Source organism: Roseateles sp. Mitsp63, assembly GCF_059491535.1.
The window spans coordinates 5534170-5553405 of record NZ_CP168509.1 but is presented as its reverse complement, the minus strand read 5'-3'; the positions used below and the strand labels follow the sequence as shown (position 1 = coordinate 5553405).

The 19236-nt window shown below is 70.2% G+C and carries 16 protein-coding genes; 9 read left to right on the top strand and 7 right to left on the bottom strand.

Going from position 1 to position 19236, the window contains the following annotated elements; genetic code table 11:
• The first annotated feature begins 64 nt into the window (after positions 1 to 64).
• Positions 65 to 2908: a lipase family protein gene (locus tag ACEN96_RS24135; RefSeq protein WP_495585559.1), complete on the top strand. Its 2844-nt coding sequence runs from the start codon at positions 65 to 67 to the stop codon at positions 2906 to 2908.
• Here the strand turns inward: ACEN96_RS24135 and ACEN96_RS24130 are convergent.
• Both ACEN96_RS24130 and ACEN96_RS24125 read right to left on the bottom strand, forming a co-directional pair.
• Positions 2807 to 3925 (bottom strand): PepSY-associated TM helix domain-containing protein, encoded by a 1119-nt coding sequence (locus ACEN96_RS24130; RefSeq protein WP_495585558.1) that lies wholly within the window; start codon positions 3923 to 3925, stop codon positions 2807 to 2809. The genes ACEN96_RS24135 and ACEN96_RS24130 overlap by 102 nt on opposite strands.
• Positions 3926 to 3942: 17 nt before the next feature.
• The gene (locus ACEN96_RS24125) at positions 3943 to 6075 is read right to left on the bottom strand and encodes a TonB-dependent siderophore receptor (RefSeq protein WP_495585557.1); all 2133 of its coding nucleotides are present in this window, start codon (positions 6073 to 6075) and stop codon (positions 3943 to 3945) included.
• A gap of 359 nt (positions 6076 to 6434) precedes the next feature.
• On the opposite strand from ACEN96_RS24125, the gene ACEN96_RS24120 reads away from it, so the two are divergent.
• Positions 6435 to 7229 (top strand): isocitrate lyase/PEP mutase family protein, encoded by a 795-nt coding sequence (locus ACEN96_RS24120; protein ID WP_495585556.1) that lies wholly within the window; start codon positions 6435 to 6437, stop codon positions 7227 to 7229.
• A 71-nt stretch (positions 7230 to 7300) separates the two neighbouring features.
• Here the strand turns inward: ACEN96_RS24120 and ACEN96_RS24115 are convergent, their stop codons facing one another.
• Positions 7301 to 7972, bottom strand: coding sequence for an NUDIX hydrolase (locus tag ACEN96_RS24115; RefSeq protein WP_495585555.1), 672 nt, complete (start codon positions 7970 to 7972; stop codon positions 7301 to 7303).
• A gap of 217 nt (positions 7973 to 8189) precedes the next feature.
• On the opposite strand from ACEN96_RS24115, the gene ACEN96_RS24110 reads away from it, so the two are divergent.
• The 4 genes from ACEN96_RS24110 to ACEN96_RS24095 are packed head-to-tail and all read left to right on the top strand — an operon-like array spanning position 8190 to position 13038.
• Positions 8190 to 9023, top strand: a complete 834-nt coding sequence (locus ACEN96_RS24110; protein ID WP_495585554.1) for a cysteine hydrolase family protein — start codon at positions 8190 to 8192, stop codon at positions 9021 to 9023.
• Between the two features lie 14 nt (positions 9024 to 9037).
• Positions 9038 to 10270 (top strand): nicotinate phosphoribosyltransferase, encoded by a 1233-nt coding sequence (gene pncB, locus ACEN96_RS24105; protein ID WP_495585553.1) that lies wholly within the window; start codon positions 9038 to 9040, stop codon positions 10268 to 10270.
• Between the two features lie 11 nt (positions 10271 to 10281).
• Positions 10282 to 11988, top strand: coding sequence for an NAD+ synthase (locus tag ACEN96_RS24100; RefSeq protein ID WP_495585552.1), 1707 nt, complete (start codon positions 10282 to 10284; stop codon positions 11986 to 11988).
• 24 nt (positions 11989 to 12012) lie between these two features.
• Complete coding sequence (locus tag ACEN96_RS24095; RefSeq protein WP_495585551.1) at positions 12013 to 13038, top strand: NUDIX domain-containing protein; 1026 nt, start codon at positions 12013 to 12015, stop codon at positions 13036 to 13038.
• Between the two features lie 13 nt (positions 13039 to 13051).
• Here the strand turns inward: ACEN96_RS24095 and ACEN96_RS24090 are convergent, their stop codons facing one another.
• The gene (locus ACEN96_RS24090; RefSeq protein WP_495585550.1) at positions 13052 to 13519 is read right to left on the bottom strand and encodes a nuclear transport factor 2 family protein; all 468 of its coding nucleotides are present in this window, start codon (positions 13517 to 13519) and stop codon (positions 13052 to 13054) included.
• Positions 13520 to 13607: 88 nt separating this feature from the next.
• Between ACEN96_RS24090 and ACEN96_RS24085 the strand changes: the two genes are divergently transcribed.
• The gene (locus tag ACEN96_RS24085; RefSeq protein WP_495585549.1) at positions 13608 to 14213 is read left to right on the top strand and encodes a TetR/AcrR family transcriptional regulator; all 606 of its coding nucleotides are present in this window, start codon (positions 13608 to 13610) and stop codon (positions 14211 to 14213) included.
• A gap of 154 nt (positions 14214 to 14367) precedes the next feature.
• Positions 14368 to 15156 (top strand): fumarylacetoacetate hydrolase family protein, encoded by a 789-nt coding sequence (locus tag ACEN96_RS24080; protein ID WP_495585548.1) that lies wholly within the window; start codon positions 14368 to 14370, stop codon positions 15154 to 15156.
• A 454-nt stretch (positions 15157 to 15610) separates the two neighbouring features.
• Here ACEN96_RS24080 and ACEN96_RS24075 read toward each other — a convergent pair whose 3' ends face one another.
• Positions 15611 to 16993 (bottom strand): ATP-binding protein, encoded by a 1383-nt coding sequence (locus tag ACEN96_RS24075; protein WP_495585547.1) that lies wholly within the window; start codon positions 16991 to 16993, stop codon positions 15611 to 15613.
• A complete protein-coding gene (locus ACEN96_RS24070; protein WP_495585546.1) occupies positions 16990 to 17595 on the bottom strand; it encodes a 2-hydroxychromene-2-carboxylate isomerase in 606 nt (201 codons plus the stop codon). The genes ACEN96_RS24075 and ACEN96_RS24070 overlap by 4 nt, the downstream gene beginning before the upstream one ends.
• A gap of 197 nt (positions 17596 to 17792) precedes the next feature.
• Here ACEN96_RS24070 and ACEN96_RS24065 point away from each other — a divergent pair, with 197 nt between their 5' ends.
• On the top strand, positions 17793 to 18539 hold the full coding sequence (locus ACEN96_RS24065) for a response regulator (protein ID WP_495585545.1): 747 nt from the start codon (positions 17793 to 17795) through the stop codon (positions 18537 to 18539).
• A gap of 36 nt (positions 18540 to 18575) precedes the next feature.
• On the opposite strand, the gene ACEN96_RS24060 is transcribed toward ACEN96_RS24065, so the two are convergent.
• Positions 18576 to 19154 carry a thioredoxin family protein gene (locus tag ACEN96_RS24060; RefSeq protein WP_495585544.1) on the bottom strand — a complete coding sequence of 193 codons (579 nt, stop codon included), beginning with the start codon at positions 19152 to 19154 and terminating at the stop codon, positions 18576 to 18578.
• Between the last annotated feature and the right edge of the window lie 82 nt (positions 19155 to 19236).

The following is a 19236-nucleotide window of genomic DNA, read 5'->3' as shown; positions in this document are numbered from 1 at the left end:
TGTCGCGTGACGCGCCCCTGTCCGGATGTCACGATGCCGGGAACGACACAGGGAGCGTCATGCCATGGCCGACACCGCGCCGGACGAGCGCGACCCATTCGGCGCGCGCCGCGCTCGCGCGCGGATCTGGGACCGCAAGGGATCTCAACCCGGGACGCCGTCGCCCCTGCGGCAACGGACCGCCGTCGTCACGGTGCACGGCGTCGCGGACCAGGCGCCGGGAGACACCGTCCGCACGCTGGCCTCGCTGCTGACCACGCGGCCGCCGGACGGCGTGCGCTACAGCGAGGCGGCTTCCGACTGCCTGATGCTCCAGGTGCCGCCGCTCGAGGGCAGCGTGCCGGCGATGCCCGATCCCCACGAGACGCCGCCCGCGATGAAGGCGCTGCGGCAATCGCTGCGCTCCGACTTCCTGCGGCCCGGCTGGCTGGACCGGGCGGCGCAGGGCGAGCATCAAGGGGCGGTGCGGGCCCGGGTCGCGAGCTACGAGGCCTCGGTCCGGACCGCGCCGGCGGCGGATGCGCCCCGCGACCGGCTGACGGACGAGCGCCCCGACCTCGGCCTCGCCTTCACCGACTACCTGCTGTTCAAGGCGCAGCGCGGCGGCACGGCCGCGGAGCCCTACGAGTGCCGCCGCATCTGGCTGACGCGCACGGACGCGTCCGGCGCGCCGGACGACAACGCCCGGCGCATCGATTTCCACGAGATGTACTGGGCCGACCTGTCCCGCCTGTCCAGTGCCCTGCCGCCCATCCTCACCGAGCTGTTCACCATCCTGTTCCGGCTGTCCAAGCTCGCCCGCGACACGATCGACCACGCGCGCAAGGGCGCCGAAGTCGCGAAGGCCTCCCCCGCCGCCCAGCAGGGCTGGCGCCGCCTCTCGCGGCTGCAGACGGCGCTCGACTGGGGCTTCGCCCACCTGCTGGCCAACCTGTTCCTGCAGTCGGTGCTGACCGGCCTGTTCATCGTGCTGATGTCGGTGCTCAACGGCGGAGCGGGCGCCGGATCCGGTGACGGCGGCACGGCGGCGAACTCCGCCAAGCTGGTGCTGGCCGTGGTCGGACCCCTGCTGGCGGCCTGGTGGCTCGCCTACCGATGGATCAGATCCTGGCCGGCGCGCACGGTGCTGGTGCTGGAGGCCGTGCTGGCCGGCACCGTCCTGTACCTGGGCTACGCGACGCCGTGGGTGCTCGGCCTGGCCCTGCTGACCGCGCTCGCCGTCGCCTGCGACGCCGGGCTGCGCGTCGCCGATCGCCGCTTCGTGTCCACGCGCCGGATCGGACTCGTCTTCCTCGCCGTGAGCTACGGCATCATCGCCGCGACCATGCGGGACGCGCCGTCGGTGTTCCCGCCGGCTTTGGATCCTCCGGGCTTCGGGCCCGCGCAGCCGGTGCCGCCGGAGGCGGACGTCTGGGTCTGGTGGACCCAGGCCGCGCTGCGGGCTTTCGAGGTGTCGCTGCTGGGCAGCTACCTGTGGTGGGGCGTGGCCGCCTTCATGCTGCTGTTCTGGATCGCGCGCGGCCTGCGGCAGGCCCGCCTGGGACCGGAGGCGCGCGCCAGCGTCACCACCGCCCGGCTCGGGCTCTGCGTGTCGCTGACCTCGTTCACGGCGGTCGGCATGGTGATCTGGGCGACCTCGCACCAGGTGCTGGAGAACGCGGCCGGCAAATGGGGCTACCGCCCCTGGCTGTTCGAGCTCCAGCAGGAGGTGGCGGCCGACTTCTGGGGCTTCCAGCTGCTGCTGGAGCCGCTGAGCACGCGGGTGCTGCCGGCCGAGAGCTTCCTGACGCTGCGCTACGTGTACAGCACGGCGAGCTTCTGCGCCGTCGCGCTGCTGCTGTTCGCGCTGATCCTGTACATCCTGGCGATGCTCGTGCCCAGCGTGCTGGCGGAGCTGGAGCGGGGTATCGGCAGCCCGGGCGACCTGGGCCGCTGGCTGACGGACAGCCATGAGCGGCTGGAGGGCTTCGTGTCGCTGGTGGCGCTGGTCAGCGCGGCCGTGGGCATCGTCATCGGGCTGCTGCTGCTGATCGAGGCGACGCAGCTGTTCGCGCCGTTCTTCATCGCGGAGCTGAAGCTGCTGCTGATCATCGGCGGCCTGCAGTCGCAGGCGATGCTCGCGCCCTTCGTCACCGGCTCGGTCTCGGCGCTGGGCGCGCTGTCGCTGCTGGGCCGCACGCTGTCCAAGTACGCGCCCTGGCTGCGCGCGCCGCTGGACGCGATGCTGGACATCGACAACTACCTGCGCGAGTTCCCGCGCGGCGCGATCCCGCGGGCGCGCATCTTCGCGCGCTATGTCGCGCTGCTGGAGCACTTGAAGGAGCAAGGCGCCACGCGCGTGGTCATCGTGGCGCACAGCCAGGGCACCGTCATCACGACGGACCTGCTGCGCTACCTGGCGTACCGCGCCCGCCGCGGCGACGGCAGCCGGGCGGCGCTGCTGGGGCAATGGCTGGACGAGGTCGAGGTCCACCTGTTCACCGCCGGCAGTCCGCTGCGGCAGCTGTACGCCGCGCGCTTCCCGGATCTCTACCGCTGGGTGCTGGAGGGTCCCAAGCTCGGCGACCTGGGCGTCGACCGGTGGACCAACGTGTTCACGGCCGGCGACTACGTGGGGCGATGGATCTGGCAGCCGGCGCCCGAAGGCGTCCAGCACACGGCGGCCTTCTACGATGCGGGCGCGGTCGCGCTGGACGACCCGCCGCGCAAGGACCTGTGCATCGGCGGCGGCGCCCACACGCACTACTTCGATCCGGATCCCGGCAGCGACGCGGTGGCGCGCTGCATCGACGAGTTGATCAGGCCCTCAGCGCCGCCGGCGCCACCACAGCCACGCCCCGGTGACGCCCATCGCGAACAGCGCCAGGCCCACCAGGCCCGTGATCACACGATTGGCCAGGCCGAATAGTTCGCCCGCGTGCAGCGGATAGATCCACGCGGTGGAGCGGCCGGCGAGGTCCAGCTCGTCCCAGCGCTGCTGCGCCAGCACCCGCCCATCGACCGGGTCGGCCCAGATCGAGGACAGGCCGTTGGGATGCGGCTCGCCGGCGACGCGAAAGCGCAGCCGCACCGGCTTGGCGTCCGTGGTGCCGAGCTGCACGAAGCCCAGGCGCGCCTCGGGCCAGCGCGCGCGGGCCTGCGCCACGATGAGGTCGAGCGGCACGCGCTCGCCATGGTCCTTGCCGACCTTGGGCGGCTTGGGCGCGGTGTCGCCCGCGAGCGCGTTGACCCAGCCGCCGATCGGCCGCCAGGCCATCCAGGCGCCGCTCGCCACGCCCACCGCGATCAGCAGCCCCAGCACCGCCCCGCCGAAGCGGTGCAGGTCGAACAGGCCGCGCGTCGTGCCCTTGTCCAGCTTGAGCTTGAACGCGTGCCGCCATTGCGCCGCGTTCATCGGCCACCACAGGATCAGGCCGGTGACCAGCAGCGCGAGGTAGGCGAGCGCCGTGATCGCGAGCACCGCCTTGCCGGTGTCGCCGAGCAGCAGCGCGCTGTGCAGCTCGAAGACGGTGTTGGCGAGCCCCTCGGCCTCGCCGCGCCGGCCGAGTTCGCGCACGGTCACCGGATCGAGGTAGATCGTGCCGTCCCAGGCCGCGCCGCGGATGATCGCGCGCAGCGACTCGCCGTCCTCGCGCGGCGGACGGATCGTCAGCGTCGCCTTCGGGCCGAACTCGTCGGCGGCGCGGCGCCGCAGCGTCTCCAGCGGCTGGCGCAGGGTCTGCGCGTCGGCCGCGTCCACCGCGGCAAGGGCGGCCGGCGTCCGCGCCGGCGCGCGGAACAGCTCGGGATGCATCGCCTCGTCGAGCGGGCGCAGCACCGTCATCAGCGTGCCCAGCAGCGCCGCCGCGGCGAGCAGCATCCCGAGCGTCAGCCCGGTCCAGCGGTGCAGCCACATCCAGAGGCGGCGGGCGGTCATCAGGGCCATGGGGCGCTCCGTCGCCATCAGAAGTCGACCTTGGCCGTCAGGCGCAGCGTGCGCGGCGCGCCGACGCCCAGCAGGCCATTGCCGGCGGTGCTCCAGTAGTCCTTGTTGGTCGCGTTGTCGAGGTTGGCCTGCAGGCTCACCGCCTTGCCCAGCAGCGCGGTCTGGTAGCGCGCGCCGACGGACAGCGTCTCGTAGCCGCTGATCCAGGCCTGGTTGCTGTTGTTCACCGCGCGCTTGCCGACGTGATAGACGCCGGCGTTCAGCGCCAGGCCGGGCACGGCGGGGACGCGGTACTCGCCGAACAGGCTGAGCGTGTTCTTGGGCGTGTTCTCCGGCGTCTTGCCGAGCTCGAGCGGATTGGCCGAGCCGACCTTGGTGATCTCGGCGTCCAGCACCAGACCCGAGACCACCAGCGCGAAGTCGCGGCCGATCTCGCCGCTGGCGGAGAACTCCAGGCCGCGGTAGCGCGTCTCGCCGCCGACCTGGAACACGCGGTTGATCGTCGTGGCCAGCGCGCGGTCGGTCTGGAACACCGCGGTCTGCAGCAGCACCCGGGCCAGGCGCGCCTTCACGCCCAGTTCGTGCTGCTTGCTGACGGCGGGCGCCAGCACCTCGCCGGCGTTGAGCGCGTTCAAGGGGGCGGTGCCGGTCTCTTCCAGGCCGCGCAGCGCGCTGGCGTAGACGCTCATGTCCTTGACCGGCTTCCACATCACCGAGACGTTGGGCGTGATCTTGTCCGCGCGGTAGGTGGCCACCGGCGTGGCGGGGTTGGTCGCCTCGCTGCGATAGAAGGTCTTGCGCAGGCCGGCGAGCACCTGCCACTGCGAGCCCAGCGACACGCGGTCGAAGACATAGAGGCCGCGGTCGTTGATTTCCGACGGATAGCCGGCCTGCTTGAGCGTGACCGTGGGCTGCGGCAGGTCGACCGGCGCGTACAGGTTCTGCGCGGCGCTGGCGGTGGCGCTGGTCCAGCCGTCGGAGGCGCGGCGGTTGTAGGTCGCGCCGAAGGTCAGTTCATGGCCGATGCCGGCGGTGTCGAAACGGCCGATCGCCTCGACGCGGTGGTTGGTGTTGGTGTAGGCCTGGCCCTTGAGCACCGTCGTCGTCGCGGTGCCGGCGCCGGTGCTGTTGTCATATGCGCCGAAGGTCGTGTAGTTGCGGTCGCGCGAGGTCTTGGCGCGGCCGGTCTCGACGCTCAGCACCCAGTCGTCGCTGAGCGCGAAGTCGCCGCGCACCAGCAGGTTGGTCGCCTCGGCGTCGTAGCGGGCCCAGTCGCCGGCGAGGTTGGTCTTGTTGTCCGGCACGCGCGGCAGCGTGATCGTGCCGTTGACGGCGGCCGGCAGCGAGATCGCGGCCTGCTCGCTGACGTTCTTGCGGTAATGCTCGACGTCGACCTTGAGGTTGGCCCACGAGGCCGCGCGCCAGTCGTAGGCCACCGAGACCAGGCCGCGATCGCCCTTGTAGCGGTCTATGCCGGTCTCCTCCTTGCTGGTGGCGGCATTCAAGCGCAGGCCCATGCTGTCGCCGGCGCCGAAGCGGCGGCCGATGTCGACGTGGGCCTTGATGCCGCCATGGTCGTTGACGGTGGTCGTCAGCGAGGTCACCGGCGAGGGGCCGGCGCGCTTGGTCACGAAGTTCACGATGCCCGACGGCGGCACCATGCCGTAGTACATCGACGAGGCGCCCTTCAGCACCTCGACCTGCTCCTTGTTCTCGAGCGGGATGTCGATCAGGTTGACCACCGGCAGGTTGCCGTTGAGGCGGTAGTTGCCGCGGTTCTCCACGATGATCCCGCGGATCGACAGGTTGTCGTAGGTCGAGCCGCTGACCTGCGAGCGGGTCACGCCAGCGGTGTTCTTCAGCGCGTCATAGAGACCCTGCGCCGCCTGCGCGTCGAGCAGGTCGCGCGGCATCACGTTGTTGGTCAGCGGCACGTCCAGCGGGTCCTGGTCGCGGAAGGCGCCGACCTGCACGGTGGTCGGCGCGAAGGTCTTCGTCCGCACGCCGCTGACGACCACCTCGTCCAGCAGCTTCTTCGCCGGTTCGGAGGCGGCTTGCGCGCGGGCGGCGAGCGGCGCGGTCAGCGCGAGGACGGACAGGGCGATCAGGGACAGGCGCGGCGCGGCGGCGCGGGAGGCGGTGGACGGCATCGGAAGGGGTCAGGACGGGGGAACGAGGGGCGAAACGGGAGGGCGGAAGGGGAGGGCGGAAGGCCGCGCTCAGTGCGCCAAACGCGATACGTTATCAAATGCGAATAGTTCGCAACTTTCTGGGGTTGGAATTCGTGCGCATCGCGCGCACGCGGGGCGAGGAGGCTCGCGAACGCGGCCAAACCGTGGTGCGGGCGCCACCCAGCGCCGTCCAGCGCCGCCTTGCGCGAGGCCGAGACCGGCGCGGGTGGCTCGTTCGAGGGACGCGTCCGGTTCCTGCCAGCCGGCGGCAGGAGGGCGGCCTAGCATCCGGCGTCATTCCTCCGACCCGCCCCCCAGTCCTACCGAAGAGGCCCCCCATGAGTCATCCCACTCCGAGCCTGGCCGACAAGGCCGCCACCCTGCGCGCGCTGCATGAGCGCCCCGCGCCCTTCGTCATCGCGAATGCCTGGGACATCGCCTCGGCGCGGATGCTCGAGGCGGCGGGCTTCCCGGCGCTGGCGACCTCGAGCGCCGCCGCGGCCGAAGCCGCCGGCAAGCGCGATGGCCAGCTGACCCGTGACGAGACGCTCGCCCACGTGCGCCTGCTGGCCGGCGCGACGCCGTTGCCGCTGAGCGCCGACCTCGGCAACGGCTTCGGTCATCGTCCCGAGGATTGCGCGCTGACGATCCGCCTCGCGGCCGAGGCGGGCGCGGCCGGCGGTTCGATCGAGGATTCGTCGAGCGAAGGCGGCGCGGCCATCCTCGACTTCGACCTGGCCGTCGAGCGCGTCGCCGCCGCGGTCGAGGCGGCCCGCGCGCTGCCCTTTCCGTTCGTGCTGACCGCGCGTTCGGAGAACTTCCTGCACGGCGTCAACGACCTCGATGACACGATCCGCCGCCTGCAGGCCTTCGAGCGTGCGGGCGCGGACGTGCTGTTCGCGCCGCTGCTGCCGGACCTCGACGCGGTGCGGCGCGTGTGCGCGTCGGTGTCCAAGCCGGTGAACTTCATGGCCGGCGTGCCGGGGCGCTCGTTCACGGTGCGCGAGCTCGGCGAGGCCGGCGTGCGGCGCGTGAGCCTGGCGATGTCGCTCTACCGGCACGCGATGAAGGCGGCGCGGCTGGCGGCGGAGGAGGTCCGCGACCAGGGGACCTTCGGCTACCTCGAGCGCTGAGGCGCGGAACGGCCGAGCAGGAAGCGGGTGAGCTCGGCCGGGAATGTGTAGGCTGGCGACGGGGCTCCGTCTCAGCTCACGGTCAGATTGCTCGCCGCCATCTTCAGCGCGGGCGCGTGCGCCTTCTTCCGGTAGAGCTGCGCGGGCCGGTGGCTCCCGCCGCTGGTGAAGGCGCCCGGGATTTCCTCGATCACGTCGAGCTCCTCGATGCGCCGGCGGAAGCTGCGCTTGTCGAGCTCCGCGCCGAGCACCTGTTCGTAGGTCCGCTGCAGCTCGCCGAGCGAGAACTCGGCCGGCATCAGGTGCACCGGCAGCGATGAATACAGCGTCTTGGAGCGCACCCGCTCGGCCGCCGTGCGCAGGATCTGCGCGTGATCGAAAGGCAGCGAGCGCAGGCCGTCGACCGGCGCCCAGCGGAAGCGCTCGCCCGCGGCGTTCAACTGGCCCGGCACCACCGCGTAGTAGCTCACCGAGAGCGACCATCCCCGCGAGTCGCGATGCATGCCCGAGAAGGTCCGGAGCTGCTCCAGATACGGCGACACGATGCCGGCCTTCTCGCGCAGGATGCGCGCCGCCGCGTCATCGGCATCCTGATCCTCGTCCGTGTGGACCCAGCCGCCCGGCAGCGTCCAGGCGCCCAGCGCAGGCGCCTTGTCGCGCTGCGCCAGTCCCGCGTGGAGCGCGCCCTCCAGCAGCGTCAGCAGCACGATGTCGACGGTGACGATGGGGCGTTCGAAGTCCACGGCGTGACGTTCTTGTTAGTGCGCGAAGGCACGAATTATGGCGATCCGGCCGCGGGCCCGTCAAATGCGCAACGCGGATCAGTAATTCAAGCGAGAAACGTCTGGTTTCATCCCCGTTCACTTCCTTCCACTTTCGCAATCGCCGCTTAGTGCAAAAAGGCACGAAGTGGGATATGCTGGCGTCACGACATCCCGAACGACACGAACGGAGTAGCTCATGACCCAGACCGCCCAACTGCTGATCGTCGACCCGCAGAACGACTTCTGCGACATCGCCGGTGCCGCGCTGCCGGTCACCGGCGCCAACGCGGATCTGCAGCGCCTGGCCGCGCTGGTGGACCAGGCGGCCGGCGCGATCGCGGACATCGTCGTGACACTGGATTCGCACCCGGTCTACGCGATCGAGCGCCCGGCGTTCTGGCAACAGCCCGGTGCGGACGGGGCGGCACAGCCGGTGGCGCCCTTCACCCAGATCAAGGCGGAGGATGTCCGCGCCGGCCGCTTCGCGCCGCGCGATCCGGCCTTGCGCGATCAGGTGCTGGGCTACCTCGACGCCCTCGAGGCCAGCCCGAGGAAGTACATCCTGATGGTCTGGCCGGCGCACTGCGTGGTCGGCACCTGGGGCCACAACATCCATGGGGAGCTTGCCGCCGCGCTGGGCCGGTGGGAGGCGGCGCGGCTGCGCACCGTCGAGAAGGTGCTCAAGGGCCTGAACCCGATGACCGAGCAGTACAGCGCCGTGCGCGCCGAAGTGCCGGTCGCGAGCGATCCGCGCACGCAGACCAACCGCGCGCTGGTCGACCGCATCGTTGATTTCCCGGGCCTGACCTTCATCGCCGGCGAGGCCAGCAGCCACTGTGTCGCCGCGACCGCGGAAGACCTCTTCGCCGGGATGAGCCCGGAGCGCCTCGCCCGCGTCGTGCTGATCGAGGACGCGATGAGCCCGGTGGGCGGCTTCGAGGCGGGCGCCAAGGCTTTCGCCGAGCGGGCTCGCGCCCTGGGCGTCAGGTCGATGACCGCGGCACAGGCGCTCGGCGCGCTGTCGGCCTGAGACGGAGCGTCACGATGAACGACACGCCTGTCATCCGCTCGCTGCTCGAGACCGATCTCTACAAGTTCACGATGTGGCAGACGCTGCTGCATGCCTTCCCCGCGAACGACGCCGAGTACCGCTTTGTCTGCCGCAACACGCCGGCCTTTGCGCTGAGCGAGCTCTGCGAGGCGGTCAATCGCGAGCTGGACCATCTCTGCACGCTGGGCTTCAGCGACGAGGAGCTGGCCTACCTCGGCGGCCTGCGTTTCATGAAGTCCGACTTCATCGATTTCCTGCGCATCTTCCGGTTCCAGCGCCGCTTCATCGACGCGCGGCCGGGCGAGGGCGCCCAGGCCGGTCAACTCGTGATCGTCGCGAAGGGGCCGCAGGTCCACGTGATGGGCTTCGAGATCTTCGTGCTCGCCATCGTCAATGAGCTGTACTTCCGCCGGCTGTGCGGCGGCGATCGCGCGGCGGTGCTGGCCGAAGGGCGCGCGCGGCTCGCGGCGAAGATCGGCCGGCTGCGCGACTACGCCGCCGCCGTGCCGCGCACGATGGGCGCCCAGGCGTATCCGTTCGAGTTCTTCGACTTCGGCCTGCGCCGCCGTTTCGCGGGCGACTGGCAGGACGAGGTGGTGGCGACGCTCAAGCGCGAGATCCCCGAGGTGCTCAAGGGCACGTCGAACGTGGAACTGGCGCGGCGCCATGGGCTGATCCCGATCGGCACGATGGCGCATGAGTACCTGCAGACCTATCAGGCCGTCGGCGTGCAGCTGCGGTTGTCGCAGCGGGCGGCGCTCGAAGGCTGGGTGCAGGAATACCGCGGCGACCTCGGGATCGCGCTGACCGACGTCATCGGCATGGACGCGTTCCTCGGCGACTTCGATCTCTACTTCGCCAAGCTGTTCGACGGCCTGCGGCATGACAGTGGCGATCCGGTGGCATGGGGCGAAAAGGCGCTCGCGCACTACGCGGCCCTGCGCATCGACCCGCGCGCGAAGCGGCTGGTGTTCAGCGACGGGCTCGATTGCGACGAGGCCTTCCGGCTGCATGCGCACTTCGCGGCGCGCGTGCCGGTGGGCTTCGGCATCGGCACGCATCTGAGCAACGACCTCGGACCCAGGCCGCTGAACATCGTCATGAAGCTCGTCCGCTGCAACGGCCAGTCCGTGGCCAAGCTCTCGGACGCGCCCGGCAAGACGCTGTGCGATGACGAAACCTTCCTGAACTACTTGCGGCAGGTCTTTGGCGTGAAGGCCAACTGAGGAGCGAAGTCATGCTCAAGATCACCCTCGCGCAGATCAATCCGACCATCGGCGACCTGGATGGCAACCTGGCGCTGCATCTCGACGCGGCGCGCCGCGCCCGTCATGAGGGGGCGGACCTCGTCGTCTTCCCGGAGCTTTCGCTGACCGGCTACTACCCCGCCGACCTGCTCGACGAAGAGGACTTCCGTCAGCGCCTGGACGTGGCCCTGGATCACCTGCTGGCCGCGACGCGGGAGGTCGGCGGCCTGCACTGGGTGGTCGGCGTGCCGACGCGCAACCCTGGCACCGGCAAGGCCTATCGCAACTCCCTGCTGGTGATTCGCGACGGCGAGGTGCTGCTCGACTATCACAAGCAGCTGCTGCCGACCTACAACGTCTTCGACGAGCGCCGTCACTTCGAGCCCGGTCCCGATGTCGCGCGCGTGCTGCGCATTGGTGGCGCGCAGGTCGGCTTCATGATCTGCGAGGACGGCTGGAACGACGACGGCAAGGACTACGCGATCAATCCGTTCCAGCGCCTGGCGGACGCGGCACCTGATCTGGTCGTCTCGATCAATGCGAGCCCAAGCCATGTCGGCAAGCGCGAGCTGCGTCATGCGGTGTTCCGGGCCGCGTGCTGGCGGCATCGCCTGCCGCTGGTCTTCGTCAACCAGATCGGCGGGCACGACCAGCTCGTGTACGACGGCGCCTCTTTCGCGATCGAGCCGGAGCCGGGCGTCGTCTTCGAAGCCGCGCGCTTCGCTGAGCACATCGTCACGCTGCGCTTCGAAACCGACCGCGGCACCTTCGCCCCGCGCGACGGCGGGCCGCTGCCGCCGCCCAGCGCCGGCCTCGACGCCATGGCGTTCTATCGCCAGCAGATCGTGCTCGGCCTGCGCGACTACGCGCGGCGCTGCGGCTTCGATCGCGTCGTCGTGGGATCATCCGGCGGCATCGACTCGGCGCTGACGCTCGCGCTGGCGGTCGAGGCGCTCGGCGCGGACCGGGTCATGGCCATCACGATGCCCTCCCGCTTCTCCTCCACGGGCAGCGTCGAGGACTCGAAGGCGCTGTGCGCCAACCTCGGCATCCCGCTCGAGATCTGTCCGATCGAGGACATCGTCCGCCAGGTCGCCGACACCATGGCCGCAAGCACGCTGGCGCTACGGCCCACCGGGCTGGCCCTCGAGAACCTGCAGGCCCGTGTGCGCGGCACGCTGCTGATGACCGTGTCCAACGCTCACGGACCGCTGCTGCTGACGACCGGCAACAAGAGCGAGATCGCCGTCGGCTACTGCACGCTCTACGGCGATACCAACGGCGGGCTGGGCCTGATCGGCGACCTGTACAAGACCGAGGTCTTCGCGCTGAGCCGGCACCTGAACGAGTCCGCCGGGCGCGAGATCATTCCTGCCGCGATCCTCGACAAGCCGCCCAGCGCCGAGCTCGCGCCCGATCAGCGCGACACCGACAGCCTGCCGCCCTACGAGGTGCTGGACGAGGTGCTCAAGCTCCTGATCGAGGGCGAGCGGCTGGCGCCGGATGAGCGCGGTGCCGCGGAGGCGGCGGCCGCGGCGCTGCGCGCGAGCGACGAAGGTCAGGCGCTGATCGCGCGGATCAAGGGCATGATCGCCCGCAACGAATACAAACGCCGCCAGGCGCCGCCGATCGTGCGGCTGCGCGCCCGGGCCTTCGGCAGCGGCCGGCAGTTGCCGATCGCGGCGAAGCACGGCTGAATCCCCGATCTGGAAGGACCCCGCATGACTCGCAAGACCGTCGCCGTCGTCGTCGGCCGTTGGCAACTGGTGCACCTCGGCCAGGAGGCGCTGTTCCAGGCGGCCTTCGGTCTGGCCGACGAGGTGATCGCCGTGCTGGGCTCGTCGCACCGGGCGCGTGATCCGCGCAACCCTTTCGTGCATAAGGAGCGCCGGCAGATGCTGCTGGCCAACCTGTCGCCGGCACAGCGCGAGCGCCTGCACGTGCTGCCGGTGCGCGACTACTTCGACGACAAGCGCTGGAACGCCGCCGTCACCATGGGCGTGCGGGCGATCGCGGGCGAGGACGCCGACATCGTGCTGGTCGGGCATCAGAAGGATCACACCAGCTACTACCTCCACAACTTCCCACGCTGGCGGCAGCAACTGGTGGACCGTCTGGCCGACGTCGACGCGACGGCGATGCGGCAGGTGTTTTTCGAGGCCGACGACCCGGATGCCGCGCTCACCGTGATGGCGCCCTACGTCAGCGCGCCGGTGCGGGCCTGGCTGCAGGCCTGGAGCCGGCTGCCCGAATACGCGAAGCGCAAGGCCGAGCACGCCGCCGTCGCCGCCTACCGCAAGAAGTACACCGCGGTGGCCTACATGACGGGTGACGCGGTCGTCACCGTCGGTGATCACGTGCTGCTGGTGCGGCGCAAAGGGCCCTTCGGCGAGGATCTCTGGGCGGTGCCCGGCGGCCACCTCGACCGCGGTGAAAAACTGGTGGCCTGCGCGATCCGCGAGTTGATCGAGGAGACGCGCTTCCCCTTGCTGCCGGCCTCGGTGCTGGCGGCGCTGCATGGCGTCGCGACCTTCGAGGATCCGCTGCGCAGCGCGCGCGGCCGCTTGATCACGATGGCGCACCACTTCAAGTTCGGCGAGATGGGCTCGCTGCCGGAGGTCGTCGGCTGCGACGACGTCAAGGAGGCGCGCTGGTTCCACCGCGACGAACTCGCGGCGATGGAATCGCGGATGTTCGAGGACCACTTCGTGATCCTCGACCACTTCCTCGGGCTGATCGAGGACTGAGGCGCCGCGGGCCTCAGAGGCCCAGATCGCTCAGACCCGGATGGTCGTCGGGACGACGTCCCTGCGGCCAATGGAATTGGCGGTCCGCGGCCTTGATCGGCTGGTCGTTGATGCTCGCGTGGCGATGCGTCATCAGGCCATTCGCATCGAATGCCCAGTTCTCATTGCCGTGGCTGCGATACCAGTTGCCGGCGTCGTCGTGCCATTCGTAGGCGAAGCGCACGGCGATCCGGTGGCCGTCGAAGGCCCAGAGCTCCTTGATCAGGCGGTAGTCCAGTTCGCGGACCCACTTGCGCTCGAGGAGGGCTTGCGCCTCCGCCCGACCGCGCGGGAACTCCGCCCGGTTGCGCCACTGCGTGTCGGGGCTGTACGCCAGCACGATGCGCGCCGGATCGCGGCTGTTCCAGGCGTCCTCGGCCAGACGCACCTTCTGGATCGCGGTCTCACGGGTGAAGGGGGGCATGGGCGGGCGGGTTTCCATGGTCAGGGCCTTTCGTTGGTAGATGTAGACAGGTCTGTCTACATGCCCGATTCTGGCGATGGTAGACAGGTCTGTCTACAATGACCCCATGAACTCGAGTGACGACATCGATCCGGGCATGGACCTTGGCGAGCTGCCTGCCCGCGACCGCATCCTGCGCGCCGCGCACGACCTGTTCTACGCCGAGGGCATCCGCGCCACCGGCATCGACCGCGTGATCGCCGCGTCCGGCGTCACCAAGGTCACGTTCTACCGGCACTTCCCGAGCAAGAACGACCTGATCCTGGCCTACCTCGACCTGCGCCATGAGCGATGGATGCGCTGGTTCACCGCTGCCTTGGCGCGCCACGGTGGCGCGGCGAAGGGCATCGCCGCGTTGCCGCCCGCGATGGCGGAATGGTTCAACGGCCAGGCGCTGGGGGACTTCCGAGGCTGTGCCTTCCTCAATGGCGTCGGCGAGATGGGCCCCGCGCTGCCCGAGGTCGTCGAGGTCACGCGGCGCCACAAGGACGACATGACCGGCGCCATCGCGGGTCTGCTGCCTGCGTCCCGGCAGCGCAGGAAGCTCGCGGCTGCGCTGGCGCTCGCCGTCGACGGCGCCATCGTGCAGGCGCAGTACGCCGCGGACGCGGCGCCGGTGCTGAAGGGACTGCAGTTGATCGTGGACCGGCTCATGGACGAGGCCGTGCGCTGACGCCTGGGCGACGCCGCCGTGCGCGGCTCGCCCCGCGTCCAGGCCTTCAAGGGGAAACGAGGAAGCGGGCGCCCGGAGCGGCGCCTACGCTCGCTTCGCCGCGGGTGCCCGGAGGCGCCTCGCGCAGAACTTCCCATTCACGAAGGAGACCGCGATGGATCGTCGTTCCTTGCTCAACACCTCGGCCGCGATGGCCGCGGGCGCGGTGGCCGGCTGCGCCTTGCCCGGCCAGGCGCAGTCGACCGCGAAGACGCCTTTCGACCTGCCGCAGACCACGATCCCGATCGTCGGCGGCGACCAGCGCTTTCCGGTGCGGCGCATCTACTGCATCGGCCGCAACTACGCGGCGCATGCGCGCGAGATGGGCAGCGACCCGACGCGTGAGCCGCCGTTCTTCTTCCAGAAGCCGGCGGACGCGATCCAGAACGTCGCGCCGGGCACGGTCGCCGACCATCCCTATCCGACGCTGACGAAGAACTATCACTACGAATGCGAGCTGGTCGCCGCGCTGCACAAGGGCGGCCGCGACATTGCGCCGGAGCAGGCGCTGGACTGCGTGCTGGGCTATGCGATCGGGCTGGACATGACCCGCCGCGATCTGCAGCGCGGCATGGGCGACCAGAAGAAGCCGTGGGAGATCGGCAAGAGCTTCGACCATTCGGCGCCGATCGGCCCCCTCCATCCGGTGCAGGCGCTGGGTGGCCATCCGTCCAAGGGCGCGATCTGGCTCAAGGTGAACGGCCAGACGAAACAGGATGCGGACCTGAGCCAGATGATCTGGAGCGTGGCCGAGCAGATCTCGCAGCTGTCGCGCGCGTTCGAACTCAAGCCGGGCGACATCATCTTCAGCGGCACCCCGGAGAACGTGGGTCCGGTGGTCCGCGGCGACGTGATCGACTGCCACATCGACGGGCTTCCCAATCTGGGACTTCGCATCGTCTGAGCCGGGGCGGGTCTCGCCCTTCGGCGGGAAACGGGGGGCGTTGCCTCATTCCGCAGCATCCCAATGAATTCCTTGCGGGAACAAGTACTTGCGACATCCTTGCCCGGGCAGCCAACAGACTTGTCCACAGAGGCCGTGGACAGACCGAAGGGACCGTGCACAACTCGTGGGAACTGTGAGCAACTTGGAATCGGGAACGCAGCTTGCCAATCGGATCCCGGAGGGGGTGTCAAGACCTGACGCCCGCTGTCCGCCCGGTTTATCCCAATGCCTTGTTTTGAGGCATTGAAAGCTTTTTCCTTTGGTGACAACGGGTTGTTGAACCCCTGCAGAGGCAGCCAACAGACTTGTCCACAGTTCGCGGGGATAGCCGCGAGGTCCGCGAAAACGACTTTGGATGGCCCGTCGGGATCACTGCCTCATTTCGCGGCACTGCAATGTTTTCCGTGACGAATCAACGGCTTGCAGCATCCCTGCCCGTGGAGCCAACAGACTTGTCCACAGAAGCCGTGGACAGTGTGGCCGGCGCTGGCGCGGGGAGGGTGAGGCGGGCCTCAAGGCCCCCATCGGGACGATTCCGTAGGGTCAGCCCGCCCCCCATCGCGGTCGCGAGCTGCTGGGCGATCGCTAGCCCGAGCCCGGTGCCGCCGGTCTCGCGGTTGCGCGAGGTCTCCAGCCGGTGGAAGGGCTTGAACACCGCCTGAAGCTGGTCTTCCGGAATCCCGGGACCCCGGTCCAGCACCGCGATCGTCAAGGTGGGGGCCGGGTCTTGCGCGGCGCTGCGCGTGACCTCGATCTCCGCCGCGCCGCCGAAGGCCAGCGCGTTGTCCACCAGGTTGACGACGATGCGGCGCAGCGCCTGCGGCTGCGCGACGATGGGCGCGCCCGCCTCGCCGCTCAGCGTGACGGCCTCGCCCGCGTCTTCGTAGTCGCCGGCGATGCTGGCCAGCAGCGCATCGGCGTCGAGCCGGGCCGATGGCTCCGAGGTGCCGTGCAGCGTGCGCGCATAGGTCACGCCTTCGCGGACCAGCGCATGCATCGCGTCGAGGTCCTGGCGGAACTTGTCTCGCAGCGCCTCGTCGGCCATCAGGTCCGCGCGCAGCCGCATCCGCGTGATGGGCGTCTGCAGGTCGTGCGAGATCGCGGCCAGGATCTCCACCCGCTCCGCCGTGTAGCCCGCGATCCGCTGCTGCATCGCATTGAACGCGCGCGCCGCGCGGGCCACCTCGGCGGGGCCGCCTTCGGGAATCAGACGCGGCGTCAGGTCGGGCCCGAGGTCGTCCGCCGCCGACGCGAGCGCGTTCAGCGGCCGCGTGACCAGCCGCACCACGGTCCAGGTGCATAGCGCGAGCACGATGAGCTGCGCGCCCAGCACCCACATCACCCACTCGGGAACGGGCATGTCGACGCGGCGCGCGTTCACCGTCACCGGCGCGCCGTCGCCCAGGCGCACCAGCAGCTGGTACTGCCGAGCCCCGACCTGCGCCGCGCGCTCGAGCCGGAACGGCGCCATCGCCTGCGTCAGCGCGTCGACGAAGGCGCCGCTGAAATCGGACTGATCCACCGGACCGGCCTTCGGATCGATCTGGTCGGCGAGCGCGAAACGGTAGTTGGGCCGTTCGAGCCGGTCCAGCCACGCCGCGCGCTCGGCCGCGGGCAGCCGGTCCAGGACCGCGATGCCGGTGGCGATGTCGCGCTCGACACCCGACATCATCAGCGCGCGCAGGGCCATCGACCGCTCCTGCCGGATCGCGACATAGGCCAGCGCCTGCGCGATCGCGATCCCCAGCACCATCAGCCAGAAGACGCGCGCGAACAGCGTGCGAGGCGCCCTCATGCGCGCGTGGCCAGCGCCCGCCGGACGAAGTCCAGGCGGTCCTGGCCCCAGAACAGCTCGCCGTCGACGACGTAGCTCGGCGCGCCGAACAGGCTGGCGTCGATCGCGCGCTGCGTATTCGCCTCGTACTGCGCGCCGATGTCCGCCTCGGCCGAGCGCGCGAGCCGCTCGGCCGGCAGGCCCTGCTCCGCCAGGATGTCCGTCAGCGTCGCGTCGTCGGCGATGTCGCGCTGCTGTTCCCAGACCGCGCGCAGCAGCGCGCCGGTCACGCGCATCGCCGCGCCGGGGCCGTCGGCCTGGTCCACCGCGATCACCAGCCTCGCGGCCTTGTGCGGCACGACGGGGAAGAAGGCGGGCTCCACATGCATCGGCATGCCGAGATGCGTCGAGAAGCGCCGCAGCTCCAGCAGGCGATAGGCCTGCCGCTGCCTGGGCCGCTGCGACAGCGGCAGCCCGCCGGACACCTCGAACAGCTTGAGCAGGTCGATCGGGATCAGCCGCACGGTCGCGCCCGCCTCGCGCGCGATGGCGGCGAAGCGCTCGTGGCCGAGGTAGGTCCAAGGGCTGTGCGGGGCGAAGAAGTAATCGATGACGCGGCTCACGGGGATCTCCGATGAAGGGCGCGGCGCCGGCGCCGCAGGCTGGTTTATAGGCGGGCGCGGCGCGCTTGTGGGCGGCTTTGTATTCCCGTGTATCCGCTGCGCGGGCAGGAGACACAACATTGCCGGTGACGGCGTGGGGACGGGGCAGGACCGGTACATTGCGCCTCATCCCGTTCGAAGCGTTCCGCCACCGCCCCATGCAGACGACCGCGCCCACCCTGGATCACGTCCTGATCGTCGACGACGACCGCGAGATCCGCGAGCTGCTCACCACCTACCTGACCCGCAACGGCCTGCGCGCGACCGCGGTGCCCACGGGCCGCCACATGCGCATCGCGCTGGAGACGGCGGGGCCCTTCGATCTGGTGATCCTCGACCTGATGCTGCCGGGCGAGGACGGCCTGTCGCTGTGCCGCGACCTGCGCGCGGGCAAGCACAAGGCGACGCCGGTGATCATGCTGACGGCGCGGGGCGACGAGGCCGACCGCATCCTGGGCCTGGAGATGGGCGCCGACGACTACCTGGCCAAGCCCTTCGCGGCGCGCGAGCTGCTGGCGCGGATCAAGTCGGTGCTCCGGCGCGCGCGCATGCTGCCGCCCAACATGCGCTCGAGCGACGAGTCGCCGCGGCTGGCCTTCGGCGAATGGGTGCTGGACACCATCGAGCGCCACCTGGTCGACCAGGAGGGCACTGTCGTGCCGCTCAGCGGCGCCGAGTACCGGCTGCTGCGCGTGTTCCTCGACCATCCGCAGCGCGTGCTGAGCCGCGATCAGCTGCTGGGCCTCACGCAGGGGCGCGAGGCCGAGCTCTTCGAGCGCTCGATCGACCTGCTCGTGAGCCGCCTGCGGCAGCGGCTGCGCGATGGCGCGCGCGAACCGCGCTACATCAAGACGGTCCGCAGCGAGGGCTACGTGCTGTCGATGGCCGTGGAAGGCCGCGGCTGAGGGGCGGCGCAGCGCCATCTCTGACGGCGCTCGACCTCACGAGGGCTGCTTCAGCAGCGCCTGGATCTGCGCCTCGGTCTGCTGGTACGCGCCCTCGCCGAAGTGCGAGTAGACGACCTTGCCCTGCTTGTCGATGAGGTACAGCGCCGGCCAGAAGCGGTTGTTGTAGCTCTTCCAGGTCTTGAAGTCGTTGTCCTGCGCGACCGCGTGGTGGATGCCCAGCCGCGCGATCGCGTCCTTCAGGCCGGCCGTGGAGCGCTCCTCCTCGTACTCGGGCGAATGCACGCCGACGACGACCAGGCCCTGGTCCTTGTACTTCTCATGCCAGGCCTTCACGTAGGGCAGCTGGTTCAGGCAGTTGATGCAGGTGTAGGTCCAGAAGTCCACCAGCACCACCTTGCCCTTGAGGCCGTCCATCGTCAGCGGCGGGCTGTTGATCCAGGTGTTGATGCCGGTGAAGGCCGGCGCGGGTTTGCCGTCCATGCCCGCGCCGCCGAGCAGCGAGGCCGCGGCGGCCGTGCCCGACATCGGCGGCAGCGACAGCAGCACCGTCGCGGCGGTGGCGGCGCCGGCGAGCACCAGCGGGAAGACGGAGCGGCGGAGGATCGATCGCATGGGGAAGTCCTTTCCAGTCAGGCAGCCGGGGCTGCGATGGCATGGATTCTTCGGATCCGGGCCCGGCCGCGATACGGGTTCC

What these genes read in the sequence shown, in the direction of transcription:
- ACEN96_RS24135 (WP_495585559.1), top strand. Translation starts at nt 65, where the DNA reads ATGGCCGACACCGCGCCGGACGAGCGCGACCCATTCGGCGCGCGCCGC.
- ACEN96_RS24130 (WP_495585558.1), bottom strand. Translation starts at nt 3,925, where the DNA reads ATGGCCCTGATGACCGCCCGCCGCCTCTGGATGTGGCTGCACCGCTGG.
- ACEN96_RS24125 (WP_495585557.1), bottom strand. Translation starts at nt 6,075, where the DNA reads ATGCCGTCCACCGCCTCCCGCGCCGCCGCGCCGCGCCTGTCCCTGATC.
- ACEN96_RS24120 (WP_495585556.1), top strand. Translation starts at nt 6,435, where the DNA reads ATGAGTCATCCCACTCCGAGCCTGGCCGACAAGGCCGCCACCCTGCGC.
- ACEN96_RS24110 (WP_495585554.1), top strand. Translation starts at nt 8,190, where the DNA reads ATGACCCAGACCGCCCAACTGCTGATCGTCGACCCGCAGAACGACTTC.
- pncB (WP_495585553.1), top strand. Translation starts at nt 9,038, where the DNA reads ATGAACGACACGCCTGTCATCCGCTCGCTGCTCGAGACCGATCTCTAC.
- ACEN96_RS24100 (WP_495585552.1), top strand. Translation starts at nt 10,282, where the DNA reads ATGCTCAAGATCACCCTCGCGCAGATCAATCCGACCATCGGCGACCTG.
- ACEN96_RS24095 (WP_495585551.1), top strand. Translation starts at nt 12,013, where the DNA reads ATGACTCGCAAGACCGTCGCCGTCGTCGTCGGCCGTTGGCAACTGGTG.
- ACEN96_RS24090 (WP_495585550.1), bottom strand. Translation starts at nt 13,519, where the DNA reads ATGGAAACCCGCCCGCCCATGCCCCCCTTCACCCGTGAGACCGCGATC.
- ACEN96_RS24085 (WP_495585549.1), top strand. Translation starts at nt 13,608, where the DNA reads ATGAACTCGAGTGACGACATCGATCCGGGCATGGACCTTGGCGAGCTG.
- ACEN96_RS24080 (WP_495585548.1), top strand. Translation starts at nt 14,368, where the DNA reads ATGGATCGTCGTTCCTTGCTCAACACCTCGGCCGCGATGGCCGCGGGC.
- ACEN96_RS24075 (WP_495585547.1), bottom strand. Translation starts at nt 16,993, where the DNA reads ATGAGGGCGCCTCGCACGCTGTTCGCGCGCGTCTTCTGGCTGATGGTG.
- ACEN96_RS24065 (WP_495585545.1), top strand. Translation starts at nt 17,793, where the DNA reads ATGCAGACGACCGCGCCCACCCTGGATCACGTCCTGATCGTCGACGAC.
- ACEN96_RS24060 (WP_495585544.1), bottom strand. Translation starts at nt 19,154, where the DNA reads ATGCGATCGATCCTCCGCCGCTCCGTCTTCCCGCTGGTGCTCGCCGGC.